The organism is Zeimonas arvi, assembly GCF_008039575.1.
In the GTDB taxonomy this organism is placed as follows: domain Bacteria; phylum Pseudomonadota; class Gammaproteobacteria; order Burkholderiales; family Burkholderiaceae_E; genus Zeimonas; species Zeimonas arvi.
In genome coordinates this window covers 209,599-232,379 of sequence record NZ_VDUY01000003.1, presented here as the reverse complement: position 1 = coordinate 232,379, position 22,781 = coordinate 209,599, and the positions used below count along the sequence as shown (strand labels likewise).

Annotated in this window: 26 protein-coding genes; 18 read left to right on the top strand and 8 right to left on the bottom strand. The window is 69.6% G+C overall.

Annotated features, from left to right (window positions below; translation table 11 throughout):
- Positions 1–47 precede the first annotated feature (47 nt).
- The 6 genes from FHP08_RS08500 to FHP08_RS08475 are packed head-to-tail and all read left to right on the top strand — an operon-like array spanning position 48 to position 6,843.
- Positions 48–1,652: an ABC transporter substrate-binding protein gene (locus FHP08_RS08500; protein ID WP_147704019.1), complete on the top strand. Its 1,605-nt coding sequence runs from the start codon at positions 48–50 to the stop codon at positions 1,650–1,652.
- A gap of 1 nt (position 1,653) precedes the next feature.
- Entirely contained in the window at positions 1,654–2,631 is a 978-nt protein-coding gene (locus tag FHP08_RS08495; protein ID WP_147704018.1) for an ABC transporter permease, read from the top strand.
- 4 nt (positions 2,632–2,635) lie between these two features.
- Complete coding sequence (locus FHP08_RS08490; protein WP_147704017.1) at positions 2,636–3,466, top strand: ABC transporter permease; 831 nt, start codon at positions 2,636–2,638, stop codon at positions 3,464–3,466.
- Positions 3,463–5,175 carry an ABC transporter ATP-binding protein gene (locus tag FHP08_RS08485; protein WP_147704016.1) on the top strand — a complete coding sequence of 571 codons (1,713 nt, stop codon included), beginning with the start codon at positions 3,463–3,465 and terminating at the stop codon, positions 5,173–5,175. Before FHP08_RS08490 ends, FHP08_RS08485 begins: the two co-directional genes overlap by 4 nt.
- Entirely contained in the window at positions 5,165–5,710 is a 546-nt protein-coding gene (locus FHP08_RS08480; RefSeq protein WP_147704015.1) for an L-2-amino-thiazoline-4-carboxylic acid hydrolase, read from the top strand. The genes FHP08_RS08485 and FHP08_RS08480 overlap by 11 nt, the downstream gene beginning before the upstream one ends.
- Positions 5,711–5,712: 2 nt before the next feature.
- Positions 5,713–6,843 carry a DUF2817 domain-containing protein gene (locus FHP08_RS08475; protein ID WP_147704014.1) on the top strand — a complete coding sequence of 377 codons (1,131 nt, stop codon included), beginning with the start codon at positions 5,713–5,715 and terminating at the stop codon, positions 6,841–6,843.
- Here FHP08_RS08475 and FHP08_RS08470 read toward each other — a convergent pair.
- From FHP08_RS08470 to FHP08_RS08460, 3 genes are all read right to left on the bottom strand, one after another.
- Positions 6,840–8,522 (bottom strand): PhoH family protein, encoded by a 1,683-nt coding sequence (locus FHP08_RS08470; RefSeq protein WP_147704013.1) that lies wholly within the window; start codon positions 8,520–8,522, stop codon positions 6,840–6,842. The genes FHP08_RS08475 and FHP08_RS08470 overlap by 4 nt on opposite strands.
- Before the next feature lie 116 nt (positions 8,523–8,638).
- The gene (locus FHP08_RS08465; protein ID WP_147704012.1) at positions 8,639–9,100 is read right to left on the bottom strand and encodes a peroxiredoxin; all 462 of its coding nucleotides are present in this window, start codon (positions 9,098–9,100) and stop codon (positions 8,639–8,641) included.
- 122 nt (positions 9,101–9,222) lie between these two features.
- Positions 9,223–9,594: an Mth938-like domain-containing protein gene (locus FHP08_RS08460; RefSeq protein ID WP_147704011.1), complete on the bottom strand. Its 372-nt coding sequence runs from the start codon at positions 9,592–9,594 to the stop codon at positions 9,223–9,225.
- Between the two features lie 86 nt (positions 9,595–9,680).
- On the opposite strand from FHP08_RS08460, the gene alaC reads away from it, so the two are divergent.
- The 12 genes from alaC (at position 9,681) to FHP08_RS08400 (ending at position 19,402) form a co-directional block, all read left to right on the top strand.
- Positions 9,681–10,886 (top strand): alanine transaminase, encoded by a 1,206-nt coding sequence (gene alaC, locus FHP08_RS08455; RefSeq protein WP_225879080.1) that lies wholly within the window; start codon positions 9,681–9,683, stop codon positions 10,884–10,886.
- A gap of 192 nt (positions 10,887–11,078) precedes the next feature.
- Positions 11,079–12,422, top strand: a complete 1,344-nt coding sequence (locus FHP08_RS08450) for a homoserine dehydrogenase (protein WP_147704009.1) — start codon at positions 11,079–11,081, stop codon at positions 12,420–12,422.
- The gene (gene thrC, locus FHP08_RS08445) at positions 12,422–13,846 is read left to right on the top strand and encodes a threonine synthase (RefSeq protein ID WP_147704008.1); all 1,425 of its coding nucleotides are present in this window, start codon (positions 12,422–12,424) and stop codon (positions 13,844–13,846) included. The genes FHP08_RS08450 and thrC overlap by 1 nt, the downstream gene beginning before the upstream one ends.
- Before the next feature lie 40 nt (positions 13,847–13,886).
- Complete coding sequence (locus FHP08_RS08440) at positions 13,887–14,816, top strand: DMT family transporter (protein ID WP_147704007.1); 930 nt, start codon at positions 13,887–13,889, stop codon at positions 14,814–14,816.
- A gap of 14 nt (positions 14,817–14,830) precedes the next feature.
- Positions 14,831–15,361, top strand: coding sequence for a molybdopterin-guanine dinucleotide biosynthesis protein B (mobB, locus tag FHP08_RS08435; protein WP_147704006.1), 531 nt, complete (start codon positions 14,831–14,833; stop codon positions 15,359–15,361).
- The gene (locus tag FHP08_RS08430; RefSeq protein ID WP_147704005.1) at positions 15,333–16,631 is read left to right on the top strand and encodes a molybdopterin molybdotransferase MoeA; all 1,299 of its coding nucleotides are present in this window, start codon (positions 15,333–15,335) and stop codon (positions 16,629–16,631) included. Before mobB ends, FHP08_RS08430 begins: the two co-directional genes overlap by 29 nt.
- A 26-nt stretch (positions 16,632–16,657) precedes the next feature.
- Positions 16,658–16,915 carry a molybdopterin converting factor subunit 1 gene (gene moaD / locus FHP08_RS08425; protein WP_147704004.1) on the top strand — a complete coding sequence of 86 codons (258 nt, stop codon included), beginning with the start codon at positions 16,658–16,660 and terminating at the stop codon, positions 16,913–16,915.
- Between the two features lie 31 nt (positions 16,916–16,946).
- Positions 16,947–17,213 (top strand): type II toxin-antitoxin system CcdA family antitoxin, encoded by a 267-nt coding sequence (locus FHP08_RS08420; protein WP_222707849.1) that lies wholly within the window; start codon positions 16,947–16,949, stop codon positions 17,211–17,213.
- A 14-nt stretch (positions 17,214–17,227) separates the two neighbouring features.
- Positions 17,228–17,542: a CcdB family protein gene (locus tag FHP08_RS08415; RefSeq protein WP_147704002.1), complete on the top strand. Its 315-nt coding sequence runs from the start codon at positions 17,228–17,230 to the stop codon at positions 17,540–17,542.
- A gap of 4 nt (positions 17,543–17,546) precedes the next feature.
- Positions 17,547–17,993 (top strand): molybdopterin synthase catalytic subunit MoaE, encoded by a 447-nt coding sequence (gene moaE / locus FHP08_RS08410; protein WP_147704001.1) that lies wholly within the window; start codon positions 17,547–17,549, stop codon positions 17,991–17,993.
- Positions 17,990–18,376: a fluoride efflux transporter CrcB gene (gene crcB / locus FHP08_RS08405; RefSeq protein WP_147704000.1), complete on the top strand. Its 387-nt coding sequence runs from the start codon at positions 17,990–17,992 to the stop codon at positions 18,374–18,376. Before moaE ends, crcB begins: the two co-directional genes overlap by 4 nt.
- Before the next feature lie 48 nt (positions 18,377–18,424).
- Positions 18,425–19,402 carry an EamA family transporter gene (locus FHP08_RS08400; protein WP_147703999.1) on the top strand — a complete coding sequence of 326 codons (978 nt, stop codon included), beginning with the start codon at positions 18,425–18,427 and terminating at the stop codon, positions 19,400–19,402.
- Between the two features lie 29 nt (positions 19,403–19,431).
- On the opposite strand, the gene FHP08_RS08395 is transcribed toward FHP08_RS08400, so the two are convergent.
- Genes FHP08_RS08395 through FHP08_RS08375 form a run of 5 tightly spaced genes read right to left on the bottom strand, consistent with a single transcriptional unit; the run spans position 19,432 to position 22,778 of the window.
- Entirely contained in the window at positions 19,432–20,274 is an 843-nt protein-coding gene (locus FHP08_RS08395) for an inositol monophosphatase family protein (RefSeq protein WP_147703998.1), read from the bottom strand.
- 47 nt (positions 20,275–20,321) lie between these two features.
- Entirely contained in the window at positions 20,322–20,990 is a 669-nt protein-coding gene (locus FHP08_RS08390) for an HAD family hydrolase (RefSeq protein WP_187272226.1), read from the bottom strand.
- Entirely contained in the window at positions 20,987–22,114 is a 1,128-nt protein-coding gene (locus FHP08_RS08385; RefSeq protein WP_147703996.1) for an NADH:flavin oxidoreductase/NADH oxidase, read from the bottom strand. The genes FHP08_RS08390 and FHP08_RS08385 overlap by 4 nt, the downstream gene beginning before the upstream one ends.
- Positions 22,115–22,155: 41 nt before the next feature.
- A complete protein-coding gene (locus tag FHP08_RS08380; protein WP_147703995.1) occupies positions 22,156–22,482 on the bottom strand; it encodes a type II toxin-antitoxin system RelE/ParE family toxin in 327 nt (108 codons plus the stop codon).
- Between the two features lie 20 nt (positions 22,483–22,502).
- A complete protein-coding gene (locus FHP08_RS08375; RefSeq protein ID WP_147703994.1) occupies positions 22,503–22,778 on the bottom strand; it encodes a type II toxin-antitoxin system Phd/YefM family antitoxin in 276 nt (91 codons plus the stop codon).
- Positions 22,779–22,781: the final 3 nt, after the last annotated feature.

Sequence of the window (22,781 nt, the reverse complement as noted above, 5' to 3'; positions counted from 1 at the left end):
CCGACGGCTATCGGCATCGTCGCAACAACATGAAAGGGAGATGAAAGATGAGCTTTACCCGTCGTGACGCACTGAAGACCGCACCGGCCGTCGCGCTGACCGCCTCGATTCCCGGCCTCGCCCAGGCGCAGGGCAAGGGCGAGCCGCGCCGCGGCGGCACCGTCACCGTCCACATGCAGGGCGAGCAGCGCATCCTGAATCCGGCCCTGCGCGCCTCCACCGGCGTCTACGTGGTCGGCGGCAAGATCATGGAGCCGCTGGTCGACCTCGATGCGAAGGGCGAGCCGACACCGGTGCTCGCCACGTCGTGGGAGACGTCGCCCGACGGCAAGACGATCACCTTCAAGCTGCGCCAGGGCGTGAACTGGCACGACGGCAAGCCCTTCACCTCGGCCGACGTCCAGTACACGGCCATGGAGATGTGGAAGAAGCACCTGAACTACGGCACAGCGCTGCAGCTCTATCTCGAGGGCGTCGACACGCCCGATGCGCACACCGCCGTGTTCCGGTATTCCCGGCCGATGCCGATGGACCTGATGCTGCGCGCGATGTCCGACCTCGGATACATCGCGCCGAAGCACGTCTACGAGGGCACCAACGTGCTCGAGAACCCGGCCAACACCGCGCCGATCGGCACCGGCCCGTTCAAGTTCTCGAAGTACGAGCGCGGCCAGTACGTGATTGCGGTGCGCAACGAGAACTACTGGCGCAAGGGCTTCCCCTACCTCGACCAGATCGTCTGGCGCTTCATCCCCGACCCGGCCGCGGCGGTGGCGGCCATCGAGTCGGGACAGATCCAGATCAGCGCGGAAGGCGCGCTGCCGCTGGCCGACCTCGACCGCCTGAAGAAGGACCCGAAGTTCGAGGTGTCGAGCCGCGGCAACGAGGGCAACGCGGTGATGAACACGATCGAGTTCAATTTCCGCCGCAAGGAGCTCGCCGATCGCCGCGTGCGCGAGGCGATCGTGCGCGCGCTCGACGTGGAATTCTTCTGCGAGAACTTCCTCTACGGCTTCGCCAAGCCGGCCGCAGGCCCGATTCCCAGCAGCGCGCCGAAGTTCTTCCCCAAGGACGCGCCGAAGTACCCCTTCGACAAGCGCAAGGCCGAGGCGCTCCTCGACGAGGCCGGCTACAAGAAGGGCGCCGACGGCAAGCGCTTCAGCATCCGTCTGGTGCCGGCGCCCTGGGGCGAGGACATCTCGCTGTGGTCGACCTTCATCCAGCAGTCGCTGCAGCAGGTCGGCATCGGCGTGGAGATCGTCCGCTACGACGCCGCCGGTTTCCTGAGCAATGTGTACAAGGACTGGAACTTCGACCTGGCCACCGGCTGGCACCAGTATCGCGGCGACCCGGCCGTGTCCACCACCGTCTGGTACCGCTCGGGCAGCCCCAAGGGCGCGCCCTGGACCAACCAGTGGGGCTGGCAGTCCGAACAGGTCGACAAGCTGATCGACGCGGCCGCCTTCGAGACCGACCCGGTCAAGCGGCGCCAGCTGTACGCCGACTGGGTCAAGCGCGTCAACGAGGAGATCCCGCTATGGATGGCCATCGAGCGCCTGCTGATTTCGGTGACCAACAACTCGCTGCAGAACCACCACAATCAGCCGCGCTGGATCTCGAGCAGCTGGCACGACCTGTGGCTCTCGGCCTGACGTGAGGGTCCTCTCGCTCGCGCTGCGTCGGCTGGCGGCCAGCCTGCCGACGCTCCTGATCATCCTGGCGGGGCTCTTCCTGCTGCTGCAGCTCGCGCCCGGCGATACGGTCGACGCGCTGGTCGCGCAGATGGGCGGCGGCGACGCCGCGATGATCGAGGAACTGCGCCGCCACTACGGGCTCGACCTGCCGGTGGCGGTGCAGCTCGGCAACTACCTGTGGCGGCTGGTCAGCTTCGACCTCGGCCATTCGGCGATCTACGGCAAGCCGGTGGTCGACGTGATCCTCGAGCGGCTGCCGGCCACGCTGCTTCTGATGGTTTCGGCGCTTTCCTTCGCGTTCGCGGCCGGCATGGCGCTGGGCGTGATCGCGGCGCGCCGGGTCAACAAGTGGCCCGACACCGCCATCTCCACATTGGGCCTGGTTTTCTACGCCACGCCCTCGTTCTGGTTCGGCCTGATGGGCATCGTGGTGTTCGCGGTGCGGCTGTCCTGGCTGCCGCCCGGCGGCTTCGAGTCCATCGGTGCCGGCTACACGGGCCTTGCCCGGGTGCTCGACATCGCCCGCCACCTCTTGCTGCCCACGGTCACGCTGGCGCTGATCTTCCTGGCGATCTACCTGCGCATCATGCGCGCGTCGATGCTGGAGGTGCTCACGCTCGATTTCGTGCGCACCGCGCGCGCCAAGGGGCTCAACGAAACCGCGGTCGTCGTGCGCCACGTGCTGCGCAATGCGCTGCTGCCGATGGTCACGCTGATCGGCCTGCAGGCCGGCGCGATGCTGGGCGGCTCGGTGGTCGTCGAGAGCGTGTTCGCGCTGCCCGGGCTCGGGCGGCTGGCCTACGACTCGGTGGTCCAGCGCGACCTCAACACGCTGCTGGGCATCGTCTTCATCTCGGCGCTCCTGGTCATCGTGATCAACTTCATCGTCGACCTCGCCTATGCCCGGCTCGACCCGCGCATCGGCACCGGGCACTGAAGCCATGGCCTTCCTTCGTCTTTACGTTCGAAACCCCGGCGCCGTGATCGGGCTGGTGCTTCTGGTGCTGGTCCTCGTGATGGCCGCCAGCGCCGACATGCTGTACCCCCGCGATCCGCTGAGCCTGGCGGGGCGGCCGCTGCAGTGGCCGTTCGCGACCGATCGCTTCCTGCTGGGAACCGACGCATCGGGACGCGACATCGCCGCGCAGATCTTCCACGGCGCGCGCATCTCGCTGCTGATCGGCTTCGTGGCCACGATGGTCGCGATCGCGCTCGGCATCGTGGTCGGCGCGGTGGCCGGCTACTACGGCGGCTGGGTCGACAACCTGCTGATGCGGATCACCGAGGCTTTCCAGACCGTTCCGAACTTCCTGCTGCTGCTGGTGCTGGTGGCGGTGTTCGGCTCCGGCCTGACCACCGTGATGCTGGCGATCGGCCTGGTCTCCTGGCCAGCGCCCGCGCGCCTCACCCGAGCCGAGTTCCTGTCGCTGCGCAATCGCGAGTTCGTCCAGGCCTGCCGCACCATCGGCCTGCGCGACGGCGCGATCATCTTCCGCGAGATCCTGCCCAACGCGATGCCGCCGCTGATCGTCTATGCCAGCGTGGTCATGGCGCTGGCCATCCTGATGGAGAGCGCGCTGGCCTTCCTGAACCTGTCGGACCCGAACGTGGCCTCCTGGGGCAACCTGATCGGCCATGGCCGCGGCGTGCTGCGCACGCAGTGGTACGTGTCGGCGATTCCCGGCGTGGCCATCCTGCTGACCGTGCTGGCGGTGTCACTGGTCGGGCAGGGCCTGAACGACGCGCTGAACCCACGTCTGAGGTCGCGATGAGCGCCGGCTACGCATCCAGGGTGGCGGCGATCGCCGGCGGCGCGCCGCTGCTGCGCGTGCGCGGCCTCGACGTCGCCTTGCCGCCGGGGGCGGACCGCGCGCACGCGATCCGCGGCCTCGACCTGGAGTTGTCGGCCAACGAGATCCTCTGCGTGGTCGGCGAGTCCGGATCGGGCAAGTCGATGACGGCCAGCGCGCTGATGCGCTTGCTGCCCACGGGCGTGAAGGTCGTCGCCGGCGACATCGAGTTCGACGGCCGCGACCTGCTCGCGCTCGACGAGGCGCAGATGCGCGAGGTGCGCGGCGCCCAGATCGCGATGGTGTTCCAGGAGCCGATGACCGCGCTCAACCCGCTGCGCACCGTGGGCGACCAGATCGGCGAGATGTTCCGCATCCACACCGACCTCGACGCCTCGGCCATCGAGCAGAAGGTGCTGGCCCTGCTGGCCGAGGTCCGCATTCCCGACCCGGCGGCGTCGGCGCGTGCCTATCCGCACGAACTCTCCGGAGGCCAGCGCCAGCGCGCGATGATCGCGATGGCGCTCGCGCTCGAGCCGCGCATGCTGATCGCCGACGAGCCGACCACGGCGCTCGACGTGACCACCCAGGCCCAGATCCTGGCGCTGATCCGCGACCTGCAGCGCCGCAAGGGCACGGCCGTGCTCTTCATCACCCACGATTTCGGCGTGGTCGCCGAGATCGCCGACCGGGTCGCGGTCATGCAGCATGGCGTGCTGGTGGAGCAGGGCCCGGTTCGCGAGGTGCTGGAGTCGCCGCGACATCCCTATACCCGGCAGCTGATCGCGGCGGTGCCTCCGCTCGCGCCTCCCCCCGCGCGGGAGGTCGGCGACGCGCCAGCGCTGGTGGTCGAGCAGCTGACCAAGGTCTATCGGACGGGCGGCTTCCTGGGGCGCGGCGCGCGCGAGACGCGCGCGCTCGACGACGTGTCGCTGATGCTGCCGAGGGGCTCGACGCTGGGCGTCGTCGGCGAGTCCGGATCCGGCAAGTCCACGCTGGCGCGCTGCATCGTCCGGCTGCTCGATCCCGATGCCGGACGGATCCGGATCGGCGAGGTGGACCTGGCCTCGATGTCGCGGCGCGAGCTGCGCTCGGCCACGCAGCGGGTGCAGATGGTGTTCCAGGATCCCTTCGCCTCGCTGAATCCGCGACGGCGGGCCGGCGACCTGGTCGCGCAGGGACCGGTGGCGCACGGCGTGCCGCGCGCCCGAGCCCTTGCCAAGGCTCGCGAGCTGTTCGAGCTGGTCGGACTGGATCCGAACGCGGTCGACCGCTATCCGCACGAGTTCTCGGGCGGCCAGCGCCAGCGGATCGGCCTGGCCCGCGCGCTGGCGCTGGAGCCCGAGATCCTGGTGGCCGACGAACCGGTGTCGGCGCTCGACGTGTCGGTGCAGGCGCAGGTGCTGAAGCTGCTGGCCGACCTGAAATCGCGCCTGGGGCTGTCGATGATCTTCGTCACTCACGACCTGCGGGTCGCCGCGCAGATCTGCGACCGCGTCGCGGTCATGCAGTACGGCCGGGTGGTCGAGACCGGCCCCGCGGCCGAGGTCTTCACCGAGCCGCGCCACGAATACACGCGCGCGCTGATCGACGCGATCCCCGGGCGGCACTGGTCCGAGCGCGTCGCTGCCGAAGCGGCGCTCGCCCTGCAAACCCTTCCCTCGCCGAAGGAGGCGATCGATGAGCGATGACAAGCAGACCCGGCCAGCGATGCCGGCTCATCCCGAGAACCTGTCGATGCTCGCCAAGCGGCGCATCGAGGCCGAGATCCTCGGTCACGTCTACCAGGTGCTGAAGGCCAGCCACGGCAAGGAGGTCGCGATGAAGACGGTCGGCGACGCCGTGCGCCAGTCGGCGATCGAGCAGGCCCGGCGCTTCGCTGCCGAAACGGAGCAGGGCACCTCGCTGCAGCACTTCGTGGACATGAGCAAGCTCTGGCAGAAAGAGGACGCGCTGAAGATCGAGGTGCGCCGCAAGACCGACACCGAGTACGACTTCGACGTGGTCCGCTGTCGTTACGCCGAGATGTATCGCGAGATGGGCCTCGGCGAGATCGGGCACCTGCTGTCCTGCCAGCGCGATGGCAGCTTTTGCGAAGGCTACGACCCGAAGCTGAAGATGAAGCGCACGCAGACCATCATGCAGGGCGCAAGCCACTGCGACTTCCGCTATACCTACGAGGACGAGGGCGGAAGCGACGCCGGCGCCGCGAAGCGAGGGGGCTGAGCATGGGCTTCGTTGCGCAACCGGTTTCCGAGGCGCTGGCGGGCGCCTGCTTCGCGCCGGACTACGCCAGCGCCCGGGCCCGTTTCCTTGCCGCGGCGGCCCGCGCCGGGGCGCGCCTGGATGTCTTCGTCAACGATGCGGCCGTCGCACCGGATGGCGGCTCGTTGACGACCGACGTGGCGGTGCTGGGTCCCGACCGGGCGGATCGTGCCTTGCTGCTGGTCAGCGGCACGCACGGGCCGGAGGGCTTCGTCGGTTCGGCTGCGCAGGTCGCGCTGCTCGACGCGATCGCGACCGGCGCGCCCGTGCCGCCGGTGCGCGTGGTGCTCGTTCACGCGATCAATCCCTACGGCTTCGCGCACATCACGCGGACCACCGAGAACAACGTCGACCTGAACCGGAACTTCATCGACTGGTCGGCGGGCGCGCCAGGCAACCCGGCTTACGTCGAGCTGCACGCGGCACTGTGCCCGTCGGTGTGGACGCCCGAGGCGCTCGCCGCGGCCGATGCGGCGCGAATCGACTGGATCGGGCGCAATGGCCAGGACGCCTTCGTCGACATGACCAGCCGCGGGCAGTACACGCACGCCGATGGCCTGAACTACGGAGGAATCGGGCCCGAGTGGTCGAACCGCACGCTCGAGGCGATCGTCCGCCGGCACCTGTCATCGGCCGGGCGAATCGCGTTGATCGACTGGCACACCGCGCTCGGCGAGCGCGGCCAGCCTTTCTTCCTGTGCTTCAACGAGCCCGGAGGCCCGGGCTGGGAGCGCGCCGGCGACTGGTGGGGTCGCGAGCAGGTCGAGACCCGCGGCGGCTTCGGCGGCGCGGCGCGCCCGAAATACACCGGCCTGCTGTTCCACGGCGTGCAGCGCTACGCTGCCCAGGCTGATGTCACCGGCGCGGTCATCGAGTTCGGCACCGTGGACATGGACGACGCGCGGCGGGCGCTGCAGGCCGACCGCTGGCTGCGCTTCGGCGACGCGGCGGCAGCCGATCCGCGACGCGCCGCCCTGCGCGAGCAGGTGCGCGAAGCCTTTTCGCCGCAGTCGCTCGACTGGCAGCGAAGCGTGCTGGGCCACGCGATCGGGATCCAGCACGCCACGCTGGCCGGGCTTGCCGCCTGGCGCTAGAGGGCGTCGGCGGCGAAGTCGGCCAGGCGCGAACGCTCGCCGCGCTGCAGGGTCACGTGGCCCGCGTGCGCCCAGCCCTTGAAGCGGTCGACCACGTAGGTCAGGCCCGACGAGCCCTCGGTCAGATAGGGCGTGTCGATCTGCGCGATGTTGCCCAGGCAGACCACCTTGGTGCCCGGGCCGGCGCGCGTGACCAGGGTCTTCATCTGCTTGGGCGTCAGGTTCTGCGCCTCGTCGACGATGAGGAACTTGTTGATGAAGGTGCGCCCGCGCATGAAGGACATGGCCTTGACCTTGACCCGGCTGCGAATCAGGTCGTTGGTCGTGCTGCGCCCCCACTCGCCGGCGCCTGCGTCGGTCTGGTTGAGCACTTCGAGATTGTCCTCGAGCGCGCCCATCCAGGGCTGCATCTTCTCTTCCTCGGTACCCGGCAGGTATCCGATGTCCTCGCCGACCGGCACCGTGGCGCGGGTCATGATGATGTCGGTGTAGCGCCGGGTCTCGAGCACCTGCACCAGGCCGGCGGCCAGCGCCAGCAGCGTCTTGCCGGTGCCCGCCTGGCCGAGCAACGTCACGAAGTCGATCTCGGGATCCATCAGCAGGTTCAGCGCGAAGTTCTGCTCGCGGTTGCGCGCGGTGACGCCCCAGACCGCGTTCTTCAGGTGACCGTAGTCGCGCAGCGTCTGCAGCACCGCGGTGCGCCCGGCGATCTCCCTGACCTTGGCGGTCAGCGGCAGTTCGCCGTCGGACCAGACGAACTGGTTGAGCAGCAGCGAGGACACCAGCGGGCCGGTGATCCGGTAGAAGGTCTGCCCGCCCTGCTGCCACGACTCGACGCCCTTGCCGTGCCGTTCCCAGAAGTCGGCCGGCAACTGGAGCGTGCCGGCGTAGAGCAGGTCGGTGTCCTCGATGACCTGGTCGTTGAAGTAGTCCTCTGCGGGCAGGCCCATGGTCCGGGCCTTGATCCGCATGTTGATGTCCTTGGACACCAGCACGACCTTGCGCTCGGGGTGCTGGTCCTGCATGGCGCGGACCACGCCGAGGATCTGGTTGTCGGCCTTGCCCATGGGCAGGCTGGCCGGCAGCATCGAGGCCACCGCCTGCGTCTGGAAGTAGAGCCTGCCGGTGGCTTCCTTGCTGCCGAGCGCCGCCAGCGGGATGCCGTCGTCGATGTCGCCGTCGACCGTGGCGATCATCTCGTCGAGCGCGCGGCTGACCTGCCGCACGTTGCGCGAGACCTCGGACATCCCCTTCTTGTGGTGGTCGAGCTCCTCGAGCACCATCATCGGGAGGAAGACGTCGTGCTCGGCGAAACGGAACAGGCTGCTCGGGTCGTGCATCAGCACGTTGGTGTCGAGCACGAAGAGCCGCGGCGACTCGGCCGATTGCCGCTTGCGGCGATTGCGGGCCGCCGGCGCCAGGGCAGGCATTGCGGCGGGCTGTGCGCTTGTCGGCGGCCTTGCGCTTGCCGCGGGCGGCACGGTCGGCGCCGCCGGCGCGGCCCGGGCCACGACCGGTTCCGCGTGCGCCGAGGGCGCGGCGGCCTCGGCCAGTACGGCTTCGGCGGGCTGCGCCATCGCTTCGGTCTTCTTGACGCGGGGGCGCGTCGCGCGCGCTCGCGTTGCAGTGCTCAGGTCGATCAGCGTGGCGGGTCGGGTGGGCGGCTTGGGAAGCGGCATGATGTCGAGGATGGCGAGGCCGTGCAGGGAGGAGGGGGCGGGCGGCCGAAGGGCGGGGGGCGGGCGGCCGAAGGGCGGGGGGCCGACGGAGGCCGGAGCGCTGGGGTCGCCCGCGGTCAGATCGAGCGGACGAAGTCGAGGACTTCGGCGGCGTGGCCGGGGACCTTGACGCCGCGCCACTCGCGGGCCAGCGTGCCGTCGCTGCCGATCACGAATGTGGACCGTTCCACGCCGCGGACCTGCCGGCCGTACATGTTCTTCATCTTCATGACGTCGAACAGTCCGCAGAGTGCTTCGTCGGGATCGGAGATCAGCTCGAAGGGCAGCGCATGCTTCGCGCGGAAGCCTTCGTGCGACTTCAGGCTGTCGCGCGAGACGCCGACGATCGTTGCGCCGGCCTTCTCGAACGCGTCGATCCGGTCGCGGAAGTCGATGCTCTCGTTCGTGCAACCCGGGGTGTTGTCCTTCGGGTAGAAATACAGGACGAGCTTGCGGCCCTTCGTCGAGGACAGCGAGAATTCGCCGCCCGTGGACGCCGCCCTGAAATCGGGCAGCTTCTGGCCAATGGTCACGCTCAATCGCACCTCCTTGGGTCGGCCCGGCCGAGTGCCGGGCGAGGGTCTCGGTTCACATTAACACAGGCGGATTGCAGGCAGGATTCATGCCCGCGGAGGCGCGCCGCGCGTTGCCGGACCGGGTTTCAATCGGGCAGGAGCGCCGCCAGGACCCTGCGGCCTTCGGCCATCAGGATGTTGTAGGTGCGGCAGGCGGCGTGCGTGTTCATGACGTCGACGCCGACGCCGGCGGCCGTCAGCGCCGCGGTCAGGCGGGGGTGGGGGAATCGCTGCTTCTGCCCGGTGCCGAGCAGCACGAGCTCGGGCGCCCGGGCGAGCAGCGACTCGAAATCCGCGGCAGAAAGCGTCTCGAAGCGCTGCGCCGACCAGGCGGTCACCTCGCCCTCGGGCATGACCACCACCGCGCCGTCGAAGCGCCGGCGGTTGATCTCGATCCAGTCCGGTCCGTAGGCCGTGACGGTGTTCAGCGGCGACGGCATGTCGGCATGCAGCTTCATCGGGTTCCGTCCATGCGGTTCGCGCTCCGTTCGCGCTCAGGTAACTCACTGAAAATGTTACATTAATGGGCTCAGCGGAGTCCAACATGAATTCTCGACGCGAGTTTTCGCGAATCAAGCGCCTGCCCCCCTACGTCTTCAACATCACGGCCGAGCTCAAGATGGCCGAGCGCCGGCGCGGCGAAGACATCATCGACATGAGCATGGGCAACCCCGACGGCCCGGCTCCGCAGCACATCATCGACAAGCTGGTCGAGGCCTCGCAGCGTCCGCACACGCACGGCTATTCGGTGTCCAAGGGTATCCCGCGGCTGCGCAAGGCCATCTCGGACTGGTACAAGCGCCGCTATCAGGTCGACATCGATCCCGAGACCGAGGCGATCGTCACCATCGGCTCCAAGGAGGGCATCGCGCACCTGATGCTCGCCACCCTCGATCGTGGCGACACCGTGCTGGTGCCCAATCCCAGCTACCCGATCCACATCTACGGCGCGGTGATCGCCGGCGCCGAGACCATCCCGGTGCGCATGACGCCCGGTGTCGATTTCCTCGAAGAGCTCGAGCGCGCGGTCCGCGAGACCTCGCCCAAGCCGAAGATGATGATCATCGGCTTCCCGAGCAATCCCACCGCCAAGTGCGTCGACCTCTCCTTCTTCGAGCGGGTGGTCGAGCTCGCGAAGGAGCACGACATCATCGTCGTGCACGATCTCGCCTACGCCGACATCGTGTTCGACGACTACCGCGCGCCCTCCATCATGGAAGTTCCCGGCGCGCGCGAGGTGGCCGTCGAATTCTTCACGATGAGCAAGAGCTACAACATGGCCGGCTGGCGGATCGGCTTCATGGTCGGCAATGCCGAGCTGGTCGGCGCGCTCGCCCGCATGAAGAGCTACCACGACTACGGCACCTTCACGCCGATCCAGGTCGCGGCGATCGCGGCGCTCGACGGTCCGCAGGACTGCGTCGAGGAGGCCCGCCAGAAGTACCAGCTGCGCCGCAACGTGCTGGCCAAGGGCCTGCAGGAGGCAGGCTGGGCGGTCGAGGTGCCGCGCGCCTCGATGTACATCTGGGCGCAGATCCCCGGACCCTATCGCGCGCTGGGCTCGCTCGAGTTCGCCAAGAAGCTGCTGATCGAGGCCAAGGTGGCGGTCTCGCCGGGCATCGGCTTCGGCGAGTTCGGCGACGACCATGTGCGGTTTGCGTTGATCGAGAACGAACACCGGATCCGGCAGGCCGTTCGCGGAATCAAGGAGATGTTCCGCAAGGACGGGCTGATCAAGGTCGCGGCCTGACCGGTCGCATTTTCTGGTGCTGCGGCGACGGGGCCGGTCCGGGACCTCGTCGAGTCGCTCCCCGATACTCGCTTGGTCGACGAGGTCCCGGACCGGCCCCGTCGAGACGCCTCAGCGGCATGTGACCGGCCCCGCCCTCGATCGGCCGGCATCCTCTCTCCTCGGGCTTTCTCCGCGAGCTGAAACACAAACATGGCTAACGAAAAATTCGGTCCGGTCCGCGTGGGCCTGCTTGGCATCGGCACGGTGGGGGGCGGCACCTTCGAGGTGCTTCGGCGCAACCAGGACGAGATCCGGCGTCGGGCGGGGCGCAGCATCCTGATCACCAAGGTCGCGGACCTGAACGTCGCGCGGGCGCAGGAGATCGTGGGGCCTGGCGTGCAGGTGGTGGCCGACGCGCGCGAGGTGGTGAACGATCCGGACATCGATGTCGTGATCGAGCTGATCGGCGGCTACGGCATCGCGCGCGAGATGGTGCTGGCGGCGATCGAGAACGGCAAGCACGTGGTCACCGCCAACAAGGCGCTGCTGGCGGTGCATGGGAGCGAGATCTTCCTCGCCGCCTCGCGCAAGGGCGTGATGGTCGCCTTCGAGGCGGCGGTGGCCGGGGGCATCCCGATCATCAAGGCGCTGCGCGAGGGGCTCACCGCCAACCGGATCGAGTGGATCGCCGGGATCATCAACGGCACGACCAACTTCATCCTGTCCGAGATGCGCGACAAGGGCCTGCCCTTCGACCAGGTATTGAAGGAGGCGCAGCGGCTCGGCTATGCCGAGGCCGACCCGACCTTCGACATCGAAGGCATCGACGCCGCGCACAAGATCACCATCCTGTCGGCGATCGCCTTCGGGGTGCCGGTGCAGTTCGATCGCGCCCATGTCGAGGGCATCACCGCGCTGCAGGGCGAGGATATCCGCTATGCCGAGCAGCTCGGCTACCGGATCAAGCTGCTGGGCATCACGCGGCTGCGTGCCGACGCCGCCGGCAGGCCCTTCGGCATCGAGCTGCGCGTGCATCCGACGCTGATCCCCGCCAGGCGCCTGATCGCCAGCGTCGAGGGCGCGATGAACGCGGTATGGGTCAAGGGCGACGCGGTCGGCCACACGATGTACTACGGCAAGGGGGCCGGCGCCGAGCCGACCGCGAGCGCGGTGGTCGCCGACCTGGTCGACGTGTCGCGTATGCTGACCTCCGATCCGGAGAATCGCGTGCCGCACCTGGCCTTCCAGGCCGAAGCGATGTCCGACCTGCCGATCCTGCCGGTCGAGCGGATCGAGACCGCGTACTACCTGCGCCTGCGCGTTTCCGACGAGCCCGGCGTGCTGGCCGACATCACGCGCATCCTGGCCGACGAGCGCATCTCGATCGACGCGGTGCTGCAGCGCGAGCCGGCCGAGGGCGAGAACCAGACCGACATCATCCTGCTCACGCACCGCACGATCGAGCAGCAGGTGGATGCGGCGATCGCGCGGATCGAGGCGCTGCCCACCGTGCTCTCGAAGGCGATCCGCATCCGCCTGGAGGAACTGGTCTGATGCGCTACGTGTCCACGCGCGGCGGCATGCCGCCGGCGACCTTCTCCGAGATCCTGCTGGGCGGACTGGCGCCCGACGGCGGCCTGGTGCTGCCCCAGTCCTACCCGCGCATCGACGATGCCACGCTGACGCGCTGGCGCGCGCTGCCCTACGCGGAGCTGGCCTTCGAGGTCCTGCGGCGCTACGCCGACGACATCCCCGAGGCCGACCTGCGCGAGCTCTGCGCGCGCACCTACACCGCGCAAGTCTTCGGGGCCGACGACATCACGCCGCTGCGCCGGCTCGACACCGACCTTCACCTGCTGCGCCTGTCCAACGGTCCCACGCTCGCCTTCAAGGACGTGGCGATGCAGCTGCTCGGCAACCTGTTCGAGTACGTGCTGGCGCGCGACGGCCGCGAGCTGAACATCCTGGGCGCCACCTCGGGCGACACCGGCAGCGCGGCCGAGTACGCGATGCGCGGCAAGCGCGGCGTGCGCGTGTTCATGCTGTCTCCGCACGGCCGGATGAGCCCGTTCCAGACCGCGCAGATGTTCTCGCTTGCCGACCCGAACATCTTCAACATCGCGGTGCAGGGCGTGTTCGACGACTGCCAGGACATGGTCAAGGCGGTGTCCGGCGATCTCGCCTTCAAGGAGCGGTGGGCGATCGGAACGGTCAACTCGATCAACTGGGCCCGGGTGGTGGCGCAGGTCGTCTACTACTTCCGCGGCTACTTCGCAGCCACCGCGAGCAACGACCAGAAGGTCTCGTTCGCGGTGCCCTCGGGCAACTTCGGCAACGTGCTCGCCGGCCACATCGCGCGCATGATGGGCCTGCCGATCTCGCGGCTGGTTGTCGCCACCAACGAGAACGACGTGCTGGACGAGTTCTTCCGCACCGGCCGCTATCGCCCGCGCAGCTCCGCCGAGACCCGGCAGACCAGCAGCCCCTCGATGGACATTTCCAAGGCCTCGAACTTCGAGCGCTTCGTCCACGACCTGCTGGCGGGCGCCACCGGGCAGGTGGCCGGGCTGTGGAAAGACCTCGAGACGCGCGGCGAGTTCGACCTGTCCGGCACGCCCGAGTTCGCGGGCATCGCCGACTTCGGTTTCGTCTCGGGCCGCAGCCTTCACGCCGACCGCGTGGCCACGATCCGCGACACGATGCAGCGCTACGGCGTGGTCGTCGACACGCACACCGCCGACGGGCTGTTCGTGGCGCGCCAGTGGCGCGAACCGGGCGTGCCGATGCTGTGCCTGGAAACCGCGCAGCCGGCAAAGTTCGCCGACACGATCCGCGAGGCCCTCGGCGTGGAACCGCCGCGTCCTGCCGCCTACCAGGGCATCGAGGCGCACGCGCAGCGGTTCACGCTGATGCCGGCCGACGTCCGGCTGCTGAAACAGTACATCGCCGAGCGGGTCGTCGCTTCGCTGGCGGCCTGATCGGCGCCCGCGTGCGCCCGCGCGGCGAGAAGTTCCCGACATGCCTCACCGTCCGATGACGCCCGCCAACTGGGCGCTGCTGGTGGCCACCGCGGCGAGCTTCGCCAGCTCGGTGGTGCTGAACAAGATGCTGGTGGGCCACTTGCCGCCGCTCACGCTGGCGGCCGCGCGGGTGCTGCTCGCGCTGCCCTTCTGCCTGGCCGCGCTGTGGCTGAGCGGCTCGAAGCTGCCGCGCGATCGCGACGACCGGCTCACCGTCTTCAAGGTCTCGCTGGGTGTCATCGCGATCCCGTACTGCGCGCTGGCCATCGGCCAGCAGACGATCGAAGGCGGCCTGAGCGGAATCCTGTATTCCACGATGCCCTTGTTCACGCTTCTGGCGGCGCACCTGATGCTGCCCGACGAGAAGCTCGGCGCCCGCAAGCTGGCCGGCATCGGGCTGGGCATGGCCGGCGTGGTGGCGGTGATCGGCCCCTCGCTGTTGGGTGGGCTGGGCGGGCACCTGATTGCCGAACTGATCACGCTGCTCGGGCCGCTGGCCTATGCCATCGCCACCGTGCTGATGCGCCGCTCCCGACACCTGGATCCGGTCGCGCTGACCGCCGGGCTGTTTCTGTCGGCGGCGCTCGTGCTCACGCCGATCGCCTTGCTCGTCGATCGCCCGTGGACGCTGGCCTTCGACGCATCGATCCTGGGGGGACTGCTCGCGCTCGCCGTGATCGGCACGATCTTCCCCGCGGCGCTGAACTACCTGCTGCTGCAGCGGGTCGGGGCCACGCGCGCCTCGCTGGGCATGTTCCTGATGCCTTTCTTCGCCATCGCCTTCGGCGCGCTGTTCCTCGACGAGCGGCTCGGCGCAGGCGCCTTCCTGGGGCTGGCCCTGATCGTGGCGGGCAGCAGGCTGGTGACCCACGTGCCGCGGTCCCCCGGGGCGATGCGTGGGGGTACACTCGGGCCGACGAAAGGCTAGCCGAGAGGAGACGCATGCCGCCGACGAGGGTTTTCGGATTCGCAGGCTGGTCGGGGTCGGGCAAGACGACGCTGATCGAGCAGCTGATCCCGCGCTTCGTGCTCAGGGGCCTGAAGGTCTCGCTGATCAAGCACGCGCACCACTTGTTCGACATCGACCGGCCCGGCAAGGACTCCTGGCGGCATCGGGAGGCGGGCGCCTCCGAGGTGCTGATCACCTCCGACCAGCGCTGGGTGCTGATGCACGAGTTGCGCGACGAGGCCGAGCCTGACCTGAAACGCCAGCTCGAGCGCTTCTCGCCCTGCGACCTGATCCTGGTCGAGGGCTACAAGCATGCCGACATTCCCAAGCTCGAGGTGCACCGACCCTCGACCGGAAAGCCCCTGTTGCACCCGGACGACCCGAACATCGTGGCGATCGCCGCCGACGCGCCGCTGGCCAGCGGCGTGCCGCTGCTGGACCTGAACGACCCGGACGCCGTCGCCGCATTCATCATCGAGTACCTGGAATCGCGCCATGAAACCCGGACTGCTGCCGTTCGATGACGCGCTCGCCGCGCTGCTCGCGCAGGCGGAAACGATATCGGGCGTGGAGCGCATCGACACGCTGCACGCCGCCGGCCGAGTGCTGGCCGAGGACATCCGCAGCGCGCTCGACGTGCCGCCGATGGACAACACGCAGATGGACGGCTACGCGCTGCGCAGCGCCGACGTGGCCGGCGCCGGTCCGGAGCGGCCGGTGCGGCTGCGCGTCGCCCAGCGGATCCCGGCTGGCCACGTCGGCGAGCCGCTCGCAGCCGGCGCGGCCGCGCGGATCTTCACCGGCGCGATGATCCCCGAAGGGGCCGATGCGGTGGTCATGCAGGAGGACACCCGGGCCGAGGGCGACGAGGTGCTGGTCATGCACGCCGCGCAGCCCGGCGAATGGGTGCGACGCGCGGGCGAGGACATCCGCGCCGACAGCGTGATCCTGCCGGCGGGCACGCGACTCACCCCGCAGGCGGTCGGCCTGGCCGCTTCGGTGGGCCTGGCGCAGTTGCCGGTGCGCCGCCGGATCCGGGCGGCCTGCTTCTTCACCGGGGACGAGCTCGCGCGGCCCGGCGAGCCGCTCGCGCCCGGGGCGATCTACGACAGCAACCGCTACGTGCTGGTGTCGCTGCTGCGCGGCCTGGGCTGCGAGGTCAGCGACCTCGGCAACGTCCCCGATTCGCTCGACGCCACGCGCGAAGCGCTGCGCTCGGCGGCCGTCGACAACGACCTGATCGTGACCTCGGGCGGCATGTCGGTCGGCGAGGAAGACCATGTCCGCGCCGCGCTCCAGGCCGAAGGCGAGTTGACCATGTGGCAGATCGCGATCAAGCCGGGCAAGCCGCTCGCCCACGGGCGCGTGCGTCGGGGCGGCATGTCGGCGGCCGCGCTGGCGGCATCGGCGTTGAGCGGCATCCCGATGGCGGTGCCGGCGGCGCTGCCGGGCGAGGCGCAGTTCGTGGGGCTGCCCGGCAACCCGGTGTCGGCCTTCGTGACCTTCCTGCTGTTCGTGCGGCCGTTCCTGTTGCGGCTGTCGGGCGTGCAGGACGTCATGCCGCAGGCCATGCCGATGGCGGCGGATTTCGACTGGCCGAAGCCGGACCGGCGCCGAGAGTTCCTGCGCGCACGCATCGCGGACTCGGGGCGGCTGGAACTCTTCCGCAACCAGGGGTCGGCGGTGCTGACTTCCACGGTCTGGGCCGACGGACTCGTCGACAACCCGCCGGGCCATGCGATCCGGCGCGGCGACATGGTGCGTTTCCTGCCCTTCGCGGCGCTGCTGGGCTGACGGTGGGGCAGGGGAGGAAAGACGGAATGAAGATCAGGGTGCTTTACTTCGCCGGGCTGCGCGAGGCGCTCGGCAAGGCCGGCGAAACGGTCGAGCTGCCGACCGCGGTCGCCACCGCGGGCGAGCTGCGCGCCTGGCTGCGCGAGCGCGGCGGCGTCTGGGCCGAGCAACTGGCCGAGGGGAGGGCGGTGCGCACGTCGGTGGCGCAGGCGATGGCCGATCCGGCGACCCCGCTGTCGGAGGACGCGGAGGTGGCGTTCTTTCCGCCGGTGACGGGCGGTTGACTGCGGATCTCGATGCGCGTAGTTTATGCGCATGAAACATGAGGCTCGCGAGCGCAGCGTTCTCTACGACGTCGAGGCAGGCAAGCGCCCGGCCAATGTCACGGTGAATGCCGACCTGCTCCGGCGCGCCCGGGAACTCGACATCAATCTCTCCCAGACGCTCGAGGAGGCCCTCGTGCACGCGGTCGCGGAACGCGCGCGACAGCGATGGTTGAGCGAAAACCGCGACGCCATCGACGCCTACAACCGCCAGGTCGAAGAAAGCGGCTGTTTCGCCGATTCCCTTCGACGCTTCTAGCGCGAGTCGCGGCCATGGCGCAGTTCGATGTCCATCGCAACGCCGACCCAGGCTCCCGCAAGCGGTATCCGTTGCTGCTCGACGTCCAGGCCGACATCCTAGAGTCGCTGGGCACGCGCGTCGTCGTCCCGCTGGCCGAGGTCGGGGAGCGGTCGCCGACCATCTCGCGCTTGATGCCGGTCTTCGAGGTCGACGGGCGCAGGGTGGCGATGCACACCGCGGAACTGGCCGGCGTTGCGCGCAAGGCGCTCGGGCCGAGAGTGGAATCGCTTGCGCCGCGCCGGCACGAAATCGTGGCCGCGCTCGACGTCATCATCAGCGGAGCCTGAACCCATGTCCGTACGCGTGCAGCAACAGGATTTCGACGTCGGCGCGGAGATCTCCGCGCTGCGCGCCGGCAACCGCCGCGTGGGTGCGATCGCGAGCTTCGTGGGCACGGTGCGCGACCTCAACGAAGGCGAGGGCGTCGCAGCCATGACCCTCGAGCACTATCCGGGCATGACCGAGCGTGCGCTCGAGGACATCTGCGCGCAGGCGCGGCAGCGCTGGGACATCATCGACACCACGGTCGTTCACCGCGTCGGCGACCTCGCGCCCGGCGACCAGATCGTGCTGGTCGTCGTTACCTCGGCGCATCGCGGCGAGGCCTTCGCGGCCTGCGAGTTCATCATGGACTACCTGAAGACCCAGGCGCCGTTCTGGAAGAAGGAGCGCACGCCCGCCGGTGATCGCTGGGTCGAGGCCCGAGCCTCCGACGACCAGGCGGCTGCGCGCTGGTGAGCGCGCCCGCTTTCAATCTCGCGGGCTTCGCCGCGGTCGGTCTCGGCGCGGTGCTGGGCGCCTGGGGCCGTTGGGCGCTGGGAATCTGGCTGAGCAGCGGCGAGCGGCTGCTGCCCTGGGGCACGCTGGCCGCCAATCTCGCGGGCGGCCTGCTGATCGGCGCGGCGCTTGCATGGTTCGCCCGCCACCCCGATCTCGACCCCGCCTGGCGGTTGTTCGGCATCACTGGTTTCCTGGGGGCGTTGACCACCTTCTCGAGCTTCTCGGTGGAATCGCTGGGCCTGATCCAGCGCGGCGCCTTCGGCCTGGCCCTTGCGCACACCGCGCTGCACCTGCTGGGCTCCCTGGCTGCCGCCGCCATCGGCTACCGCCTCGCAAGCTGAGCCCGCCGAACCGCCAGATTCTCCCTCCCCCTTCTCCTCTCCCAGAAGATGTCCGACCCGCCCGCCTGGCTCTGGATCGCCTGCACCGTTGCCGCCGCGGCCGTCCAGACGCTGCGCAACGCGATGCAGCGCAGCCTCACCGAACGGGTCGGCACCGTGGGCGCGACCCACGTGCGCTTCCTGTTCGGCCTGCCCTTCGGCTTGCTGTTCCTGGCGGGCATGGCCTGGGTCAGCGATCTCTCGCGGCTGCAGCCGTCCTGGGTTTTCGTCGCCTGGGCCTCCATGGGCGGCGTGTTCCAGATCCTGGGCACCGGCCTGATGCTCGCGGCGATGCGCGAGCGCTCCTTCGTCGTGTCGATCGCCTACGTGAAGACCGAGCCGGTGCAGATCGCGTTGTTCGGGCTGGTGTTCCTCGGCGAACGCCTGGGCCTGCTCGCCAGCGCGGCGGTGATCGTCGCCACGGTGGGCGTGTTGTTGATGTCGATGCCGGCGGGGAGTGGGGCGCAACACAAGGCGCCGGCCGACGCCGGCACGGCCGGTCCGGATTCCGCGGCCGGTCGTGGCCTCGCGCTCGGACGCCTGCTGCCGCGCGCGGCCTTGCTCGGCATCGCGTCCGGCGCGATGTTCGCACTCTCGGCGGTGGGGTTCCGCGGCGCGATCCTGACGCTGGGCGACGCGCCGTTCTATGCGCGCGCCACCGCCACGCTGGCCACGTCGCTGCTGATGCAGACTGCGCTGCTCAGCACCTGGCTGGTGTGGCGCGACCGCCGCGTGCTCGCGGAGATCTTCCGGCTCTGGCGGCCGTCGCTGCTGGCCGGCGCCGCCGGCGCGCTGGCCTCGCAGATGTGGTTCCTGGCGTTCTCGTTGCAGAGCGCGGCGGCCGTGCGCACGCTCGGGCTGGTCGAGATCCTGTTCGCGCAGGCGGTGTCGCACCGGCTGTTCGCGCAAGGCACCACGCGGCGCGAGGCCATCGGCATGGCGATGATGATCGGCGGGCTGGTTGCGCTGTTGCTGGGCGCGAGCTGATCAAGGACGCCGGGGCAGGGACGCCGGGGTCAGGCTGGAGTAGGCGCCCCCAGCAGGGCCGCGTGCGCGACGCGCCAGCTGGCTTCGTCGGGCGCGCAGAGCAGACCGCCGTCGCGCCGGGTGGGCCGGTAGGGCGTGCCGTCGAAGTGCGCCGAATGGCCGCCCGCCTCGCGGTGGATCAGCCAGCCCGGTGCGTGGTCCCAGGGCATGAGCTTGTGGTAGAGCAGCACCTGGCAATGGCCGGCGGCGGCCATCCGGTACTCGTGCGCCGCGCAGCGCAGATTGGCCGGCGAACGCAGGCGCGAAAGGTTGCCGGCCACCCGGCTGCGCAGCGGCTCCGGCAGGTAGGTGATGCCGACGAAGCCGTCCATCTGGGCCGCGTCGTCGGCAGGCTCGGCCACGCGCAGCGGCTGCGCCTGTCCATCTTCGTCCTGCAGCCAGGCGCCGCCGTCGCGCAGCGCCATCGCCGTGTTGCGCCCCAGCGGATCGTGGATCACGCCAGCAACGATCTCGCCGCGGATCGTGGCCGCCGCCATCACGCCGAACAGCGGCATGCCGGCCGCGAAATTTCGCGTGCCGTCGATCGGGTCCACCACGAAGGCCAGCTCGGCGCTGTCCAGGGCATCGAGCAGCGCGGGGTCGGCGGCCGCGGCTTCTTCGCCGATGACCACCGCGCCCGGGAAGGCGCGCAGCAGCCCGGCGGAGATGACCCGCTCGGCGGCTTCGTCGGCGTCGGTGACCAGGTCGATCGCCGAGGTCTTCATGCGCACCGCGCCCGCGCGCAGCCGGTTGAAGCGGGGCAGGATCTCGGCCTTGGCGGCTTCCGAAAGGATCGTTGAAAGCCGCTGGATGTCGTTCCGGGAAAAACTCATGGTGGCTCCGGGAATGCGTGGGCCATGCGTTCGAGAATGACGCTTCCTCACGCCTGGCCGAGGAACCGTTCGATCAGCGCATGCGCCTCGCGCAACGAGGGCAAGATCGCGTGGGCGAGCGGCGCGTATTCGACTGCCGGCGGCCGCAGGTCGGGCACCACGATGCAGCGCAGCCCCGCCGCGTGGGCCGCCCGCAGGCCGATGTCGGAGTCCTCGAGCGCGATGCACTCGGCGGGGTCGGCGCCGAGCTGCGTCACCGCCTCGCGATAGACGAAGGGCGCGGGCTTGCCTTGGGGCACCTGGTCGCCGCAGACGATCACCGGGAAGCGCTCGCACAGGCCAGCCAGCGCCAACTTCTCCATGGCCATCAGGTGCCGGCTCGAGGTGGCCACCGCGACCGGCACCTCGCGCTCGGCCAGCCAGTCGAGCAGCTCGACCAGACCCGGCTTCAGGCGGATGCCCTCGGTGCGCAGACGGTCCAGGTAGACGTCCTTGGCGCGATCGGAGATTTCGCGCAGGGGGAACCCGGGCCCCGCGCGCTCGCGCAGCACCCGCTCAGAGGCCTGCTGGTCCAGCCCGACCATGGCCAGGCAGTCGTCGCGCGACAAGGCCCAGCCGGTCGCCCGGGCCGTGTCGAGCCAGCACTCGAGTGCGACGCGTTCGGTGTCGAGCATCAGGCCGTCCATGTCGAAGACGACGGCCCTGCAGCTGTTCATCGCTGCCCGAACGTCGTCTGCCCGAACAGCGCCTTGAAGTCGCGCGGCTGGCTGCGCCAGTACTGGCGCGGCGCGTCGACGGTGCCGTCGAGCTCGGCGGCAGCGTGCCATGGCCAGCGCGGGTTCCACAGCAGGCCCCGGGCCAGGGCGACCATGTCGGCCTTCCCGCCGGCCAGGATCTCTTCGGCCTGCCGGGGCTCGGTGATCAGGCCCACGGCCATGACCGGGATCCTGACTTCCTTGCGCACCGCCTCGGCGAAGGGCACCTGGTAGCCCGGGCCGAGGGTGATCTTCTGCAGCGGCGATACCCCGCCGCTGGACACGTCGATCCAGTCGGCGCCGATCTTCTCGCACTTCTGCGCGAACACGATGGCGTCGGGCGTGTCCCAGCGCTCGCCCGCGGGCAGGTCGTTGCGCCAGTCGGTGGCCGAGATCCGCATGCCCAGCGGCTTGTGCGCGGGCCACGCCGAGCGCATGGCCTCGAAGACTTCGAGCGGCCAGCGCATCCGGTTCTCGAGCGAGCCGCCGTACAGGTCGGTGCGCTTGTTGGCGATGGGCGACAGGAACTGGTGCAGCAGGTAGCCGTGTGCCCCGTGGACCTCGATGGCGTCGAAGCCGAGCCGGTCGGCGCGCAGCGTGGCCTGCACGAAGCGCTCCTTCAGCGCATCGAGCTCGGCCAGGCTCAGGGCGTGGGGCGGCGGCTCGTCGACGGTGATCGGCGCGGCGCTGGGGCCCACCGGGGTCCAGCCGCCGGCCGACGCGGGGATCAGCCTGCCGCCCTCCCAGGGCCGGCCACTGGAGGCCTTGCGGCCGGCATGACCGATCTGGATGGCCAGCGGCACGGGGCTCACGCTGCGCAGGGCGCGCACCAGGCCGGCCAGGGCCTGCTCGGTGGCGTCGTCGTACAGGCCCACGCAGCCCGGGGTAATGCGGCCCGCCGGCTCCACCGCGGTGGCCTCGACGATCAGCATGCCGGCGCCGCTCAGCGCCAGGGAGCCCAGGTGGGCATGGTGCCAGGGCTGGACGCGGCCCTCGACGGCCGAGTACTGGCACATGGGGGAAACGACGATGCGGTTGGGCAGGGTGAGCGAGCGCAGCTCGAGCGGGGTGAACAGGTGGGACATGGGTGCTTGCGGTGTGTTGGATATGCGGGGATTGTCGCCGATCAGGCGCCGAGCAGGCGCCGGGCGAGCAGTGAGCGCATGTCGCGGCGGCCGTCGGCGATCAGCAGGATCATCACTTTTCGATCGACGATTCGATAGACGATTCGGTAAGGGGTGGCGACGAGCTGCCGGTACTCGCGAATGCCGAGCTCGAGCAGCTCCCTGGGGTGCGAGCCCCGCTCCGGAAACTCGGCGAGGGTGTCGGTTGCTTCCTGAAGCCTTCGGAGCATCCGACTGGCGTTCGCCGGCGAGTCGAAGGACGAAATGTAGTCGTGAATCTCGACGAGGTCGCGCTCGGCCCCTCTGGCGAACCGGACTTCGAACGACATCTGTGGCCCGGGGCCGGCAGTCAGCGCGCTGCCGGGCCGGCGCGAATGCGCTCGTATACCTCGCTTGCCGGGGAGGTAGCCCCTTCGTCGAGCTCCTTGTTCGCCAACGCCAGGATCTTCAGCAACGCCAGCGTTTCCTGGGTTTCCTCGTACGAGACGATGTCCTGGATGACCGCCTTGGCCTCGCCGTTCTGCGTGATGATGAGCGGCTCGCGCGCCTCGAGCAGGTTGTCGAGCACCTCGGCGGCGTTGGCCTTCAGGTAGCTGATCGGCTTGATGCGGGTCGAGTAGCGCATGGG

Coding starts and splice junctions, on each gene's coding strand:
- FHP08_RS08490 (WP_147704017.1), top strand. CDS start 2,636: ATGGCCTTCCTTCGTCTTTACGTTCGAAACCCCGGCGCCGTGATCGGG.
- mobB (WP_147704006.1), top strand. CDS start 14,831: ATGCCGCCGACGAGGGTTTTCGGATTCGCAGGCTGGTCGGGGTCGGGC.
- moaE (WP_147704001.1), top strand. CDS start 17,547: ATGTCCGTACGCGTGCAGCAACAGGATTTCGACGTCGGCGCGGAGATC.
- FHP08_RS08460 (WP_147704011.1), bottom strand. CDS start 9,594: ATGAAGCTGCATGCCGACATGCCGTCGCCGCTGAACACCGTCACGGCC.
- FHP08_RS08440 (WP_147704007.1), top strand. CDS start 13,887: ATGCCTCACCGTCCGATGACGCCCGCCAACTGGGCGCTGCTGGTGGCC.
- FHP08_RS08400 (WP_147703999.1), top strand. CDS start 18,425: ATGTCCGACCCGCCCGCCTGGCTCTGGATCGCCTGCACCGTTGCCGCC.
- FHP08_RS08395 (WP_147703998.1), bottom strand. CDS start 20,274: ATGAGTTTTTCCCGGAACGACATCCAGCGGCTTTCAACGATCCTTTCG.
- FHP08_RS08475 (WP_147704014.1), top strand. CDS start 5,713: ATGGGCTTCGTTGCGCAACCGGTTTCCGAGGCGCTGGCGGGCGCCTGC.
- FHP08_RS08420 (WP_222707849.1), top strand. CDS start 16,947: ATGAAACATGAGGCTCGCGAGCGCAGCGTTCTCTACGACGTCGAGGCA.
- moaD (WP_147704004.1), top strand. CDS start 16,658: ATGAAGATCAGGGTGCTTTACTTCGCCGGGCTGCGCGAGGCGCTCGGC.
- FHP08_RS08380 (WP_147703995.1), bottom strand. CDS start 22,482: ATGTCGTTCGAAGTCCGGTTCGCCAGAGGGGCCGAGCGCGACCTCGTC.
- FHP08_RS08415 (WP_147704002.1), top strand. CDS start 17,228: ATGGCGCAGTTCGATGTCCATCGCAACGCCGACCCAGGCTCCCGCAAG.
- FHP08_RS08430 (WP_147704005.1), top strand. CDS start 15,333: ATGAAACCCGGACTGCTGCCGTTCGATGACGCGCTCGCCGCGCTGCTC.
- FHP08_RS08500 (WP_147704019.1), top strand. CDS start 48: ATGAGCTTTACCCGTCGTGACGCACTGAAGACCGCACCGGCCGTCGCG.
- FHP08_RS08375 (WP_147703994.1), bottom strand. CDS start 22,778: ATGCGCTACTCGACCCGCATCAAGCCGATCAGCTACCTGAAGGCCAAC.
- alaC (WP_225879080.1), top strand. CDS start 9,681: ATGAATTCTCGACGCGAGTTTTCGCGAATCAAGCGCCTGCCCCCCTAC.
- thrC (WP_147704008.1), top strand. CDS start 12,422: ATGCGCTACGTGTCCACGCGCGGCGGCATGCCGCCGGCGACCTTCTCC.
- FHP08_RS08390 (WP_187272226.1), bottom strand. CDS start 20,990: ATGAACAGCTGCAGGGCCGTCGTCTTCGACATGGACGGCCTGATGCTC.
- FHP08_RS08485 (WP_147704016.1), top strand. CDS start 3,463: ATGAGCGCCGGCTACGCATCCAGGGTGGCGGCGATCGCCGGCGGCGCG.
- FHP08_RS08480 (WP_147704015.1), top strand. CDS start 5,165: ATGAGCGATGACAAGCAGACCCGGCCAGCGATGCCGGCTCATCCCGAG.
- FHP08_RS08385 (WP_147703996.1), bottom strand. CDS start 22,114: ATGTCCCACCTGTTCACCCCGCTCGAGCTGCGCTCGCTCACCCTGCCC.
- FHP08_RS08450 (WP_147704009.1), top strand. CDS start 11,079: ATGGCTAACGAAAAATTCGGTCCGGTCCGCGTGGGCCTGCTTGGCATC.
- FHP08_RS08470 (WP_147704013.1), bottom strand. CDS start 8,522: ATGCCGCTTCCCAAGCCGCCCACCCGACCCGCCACGCTGATCGACCTG.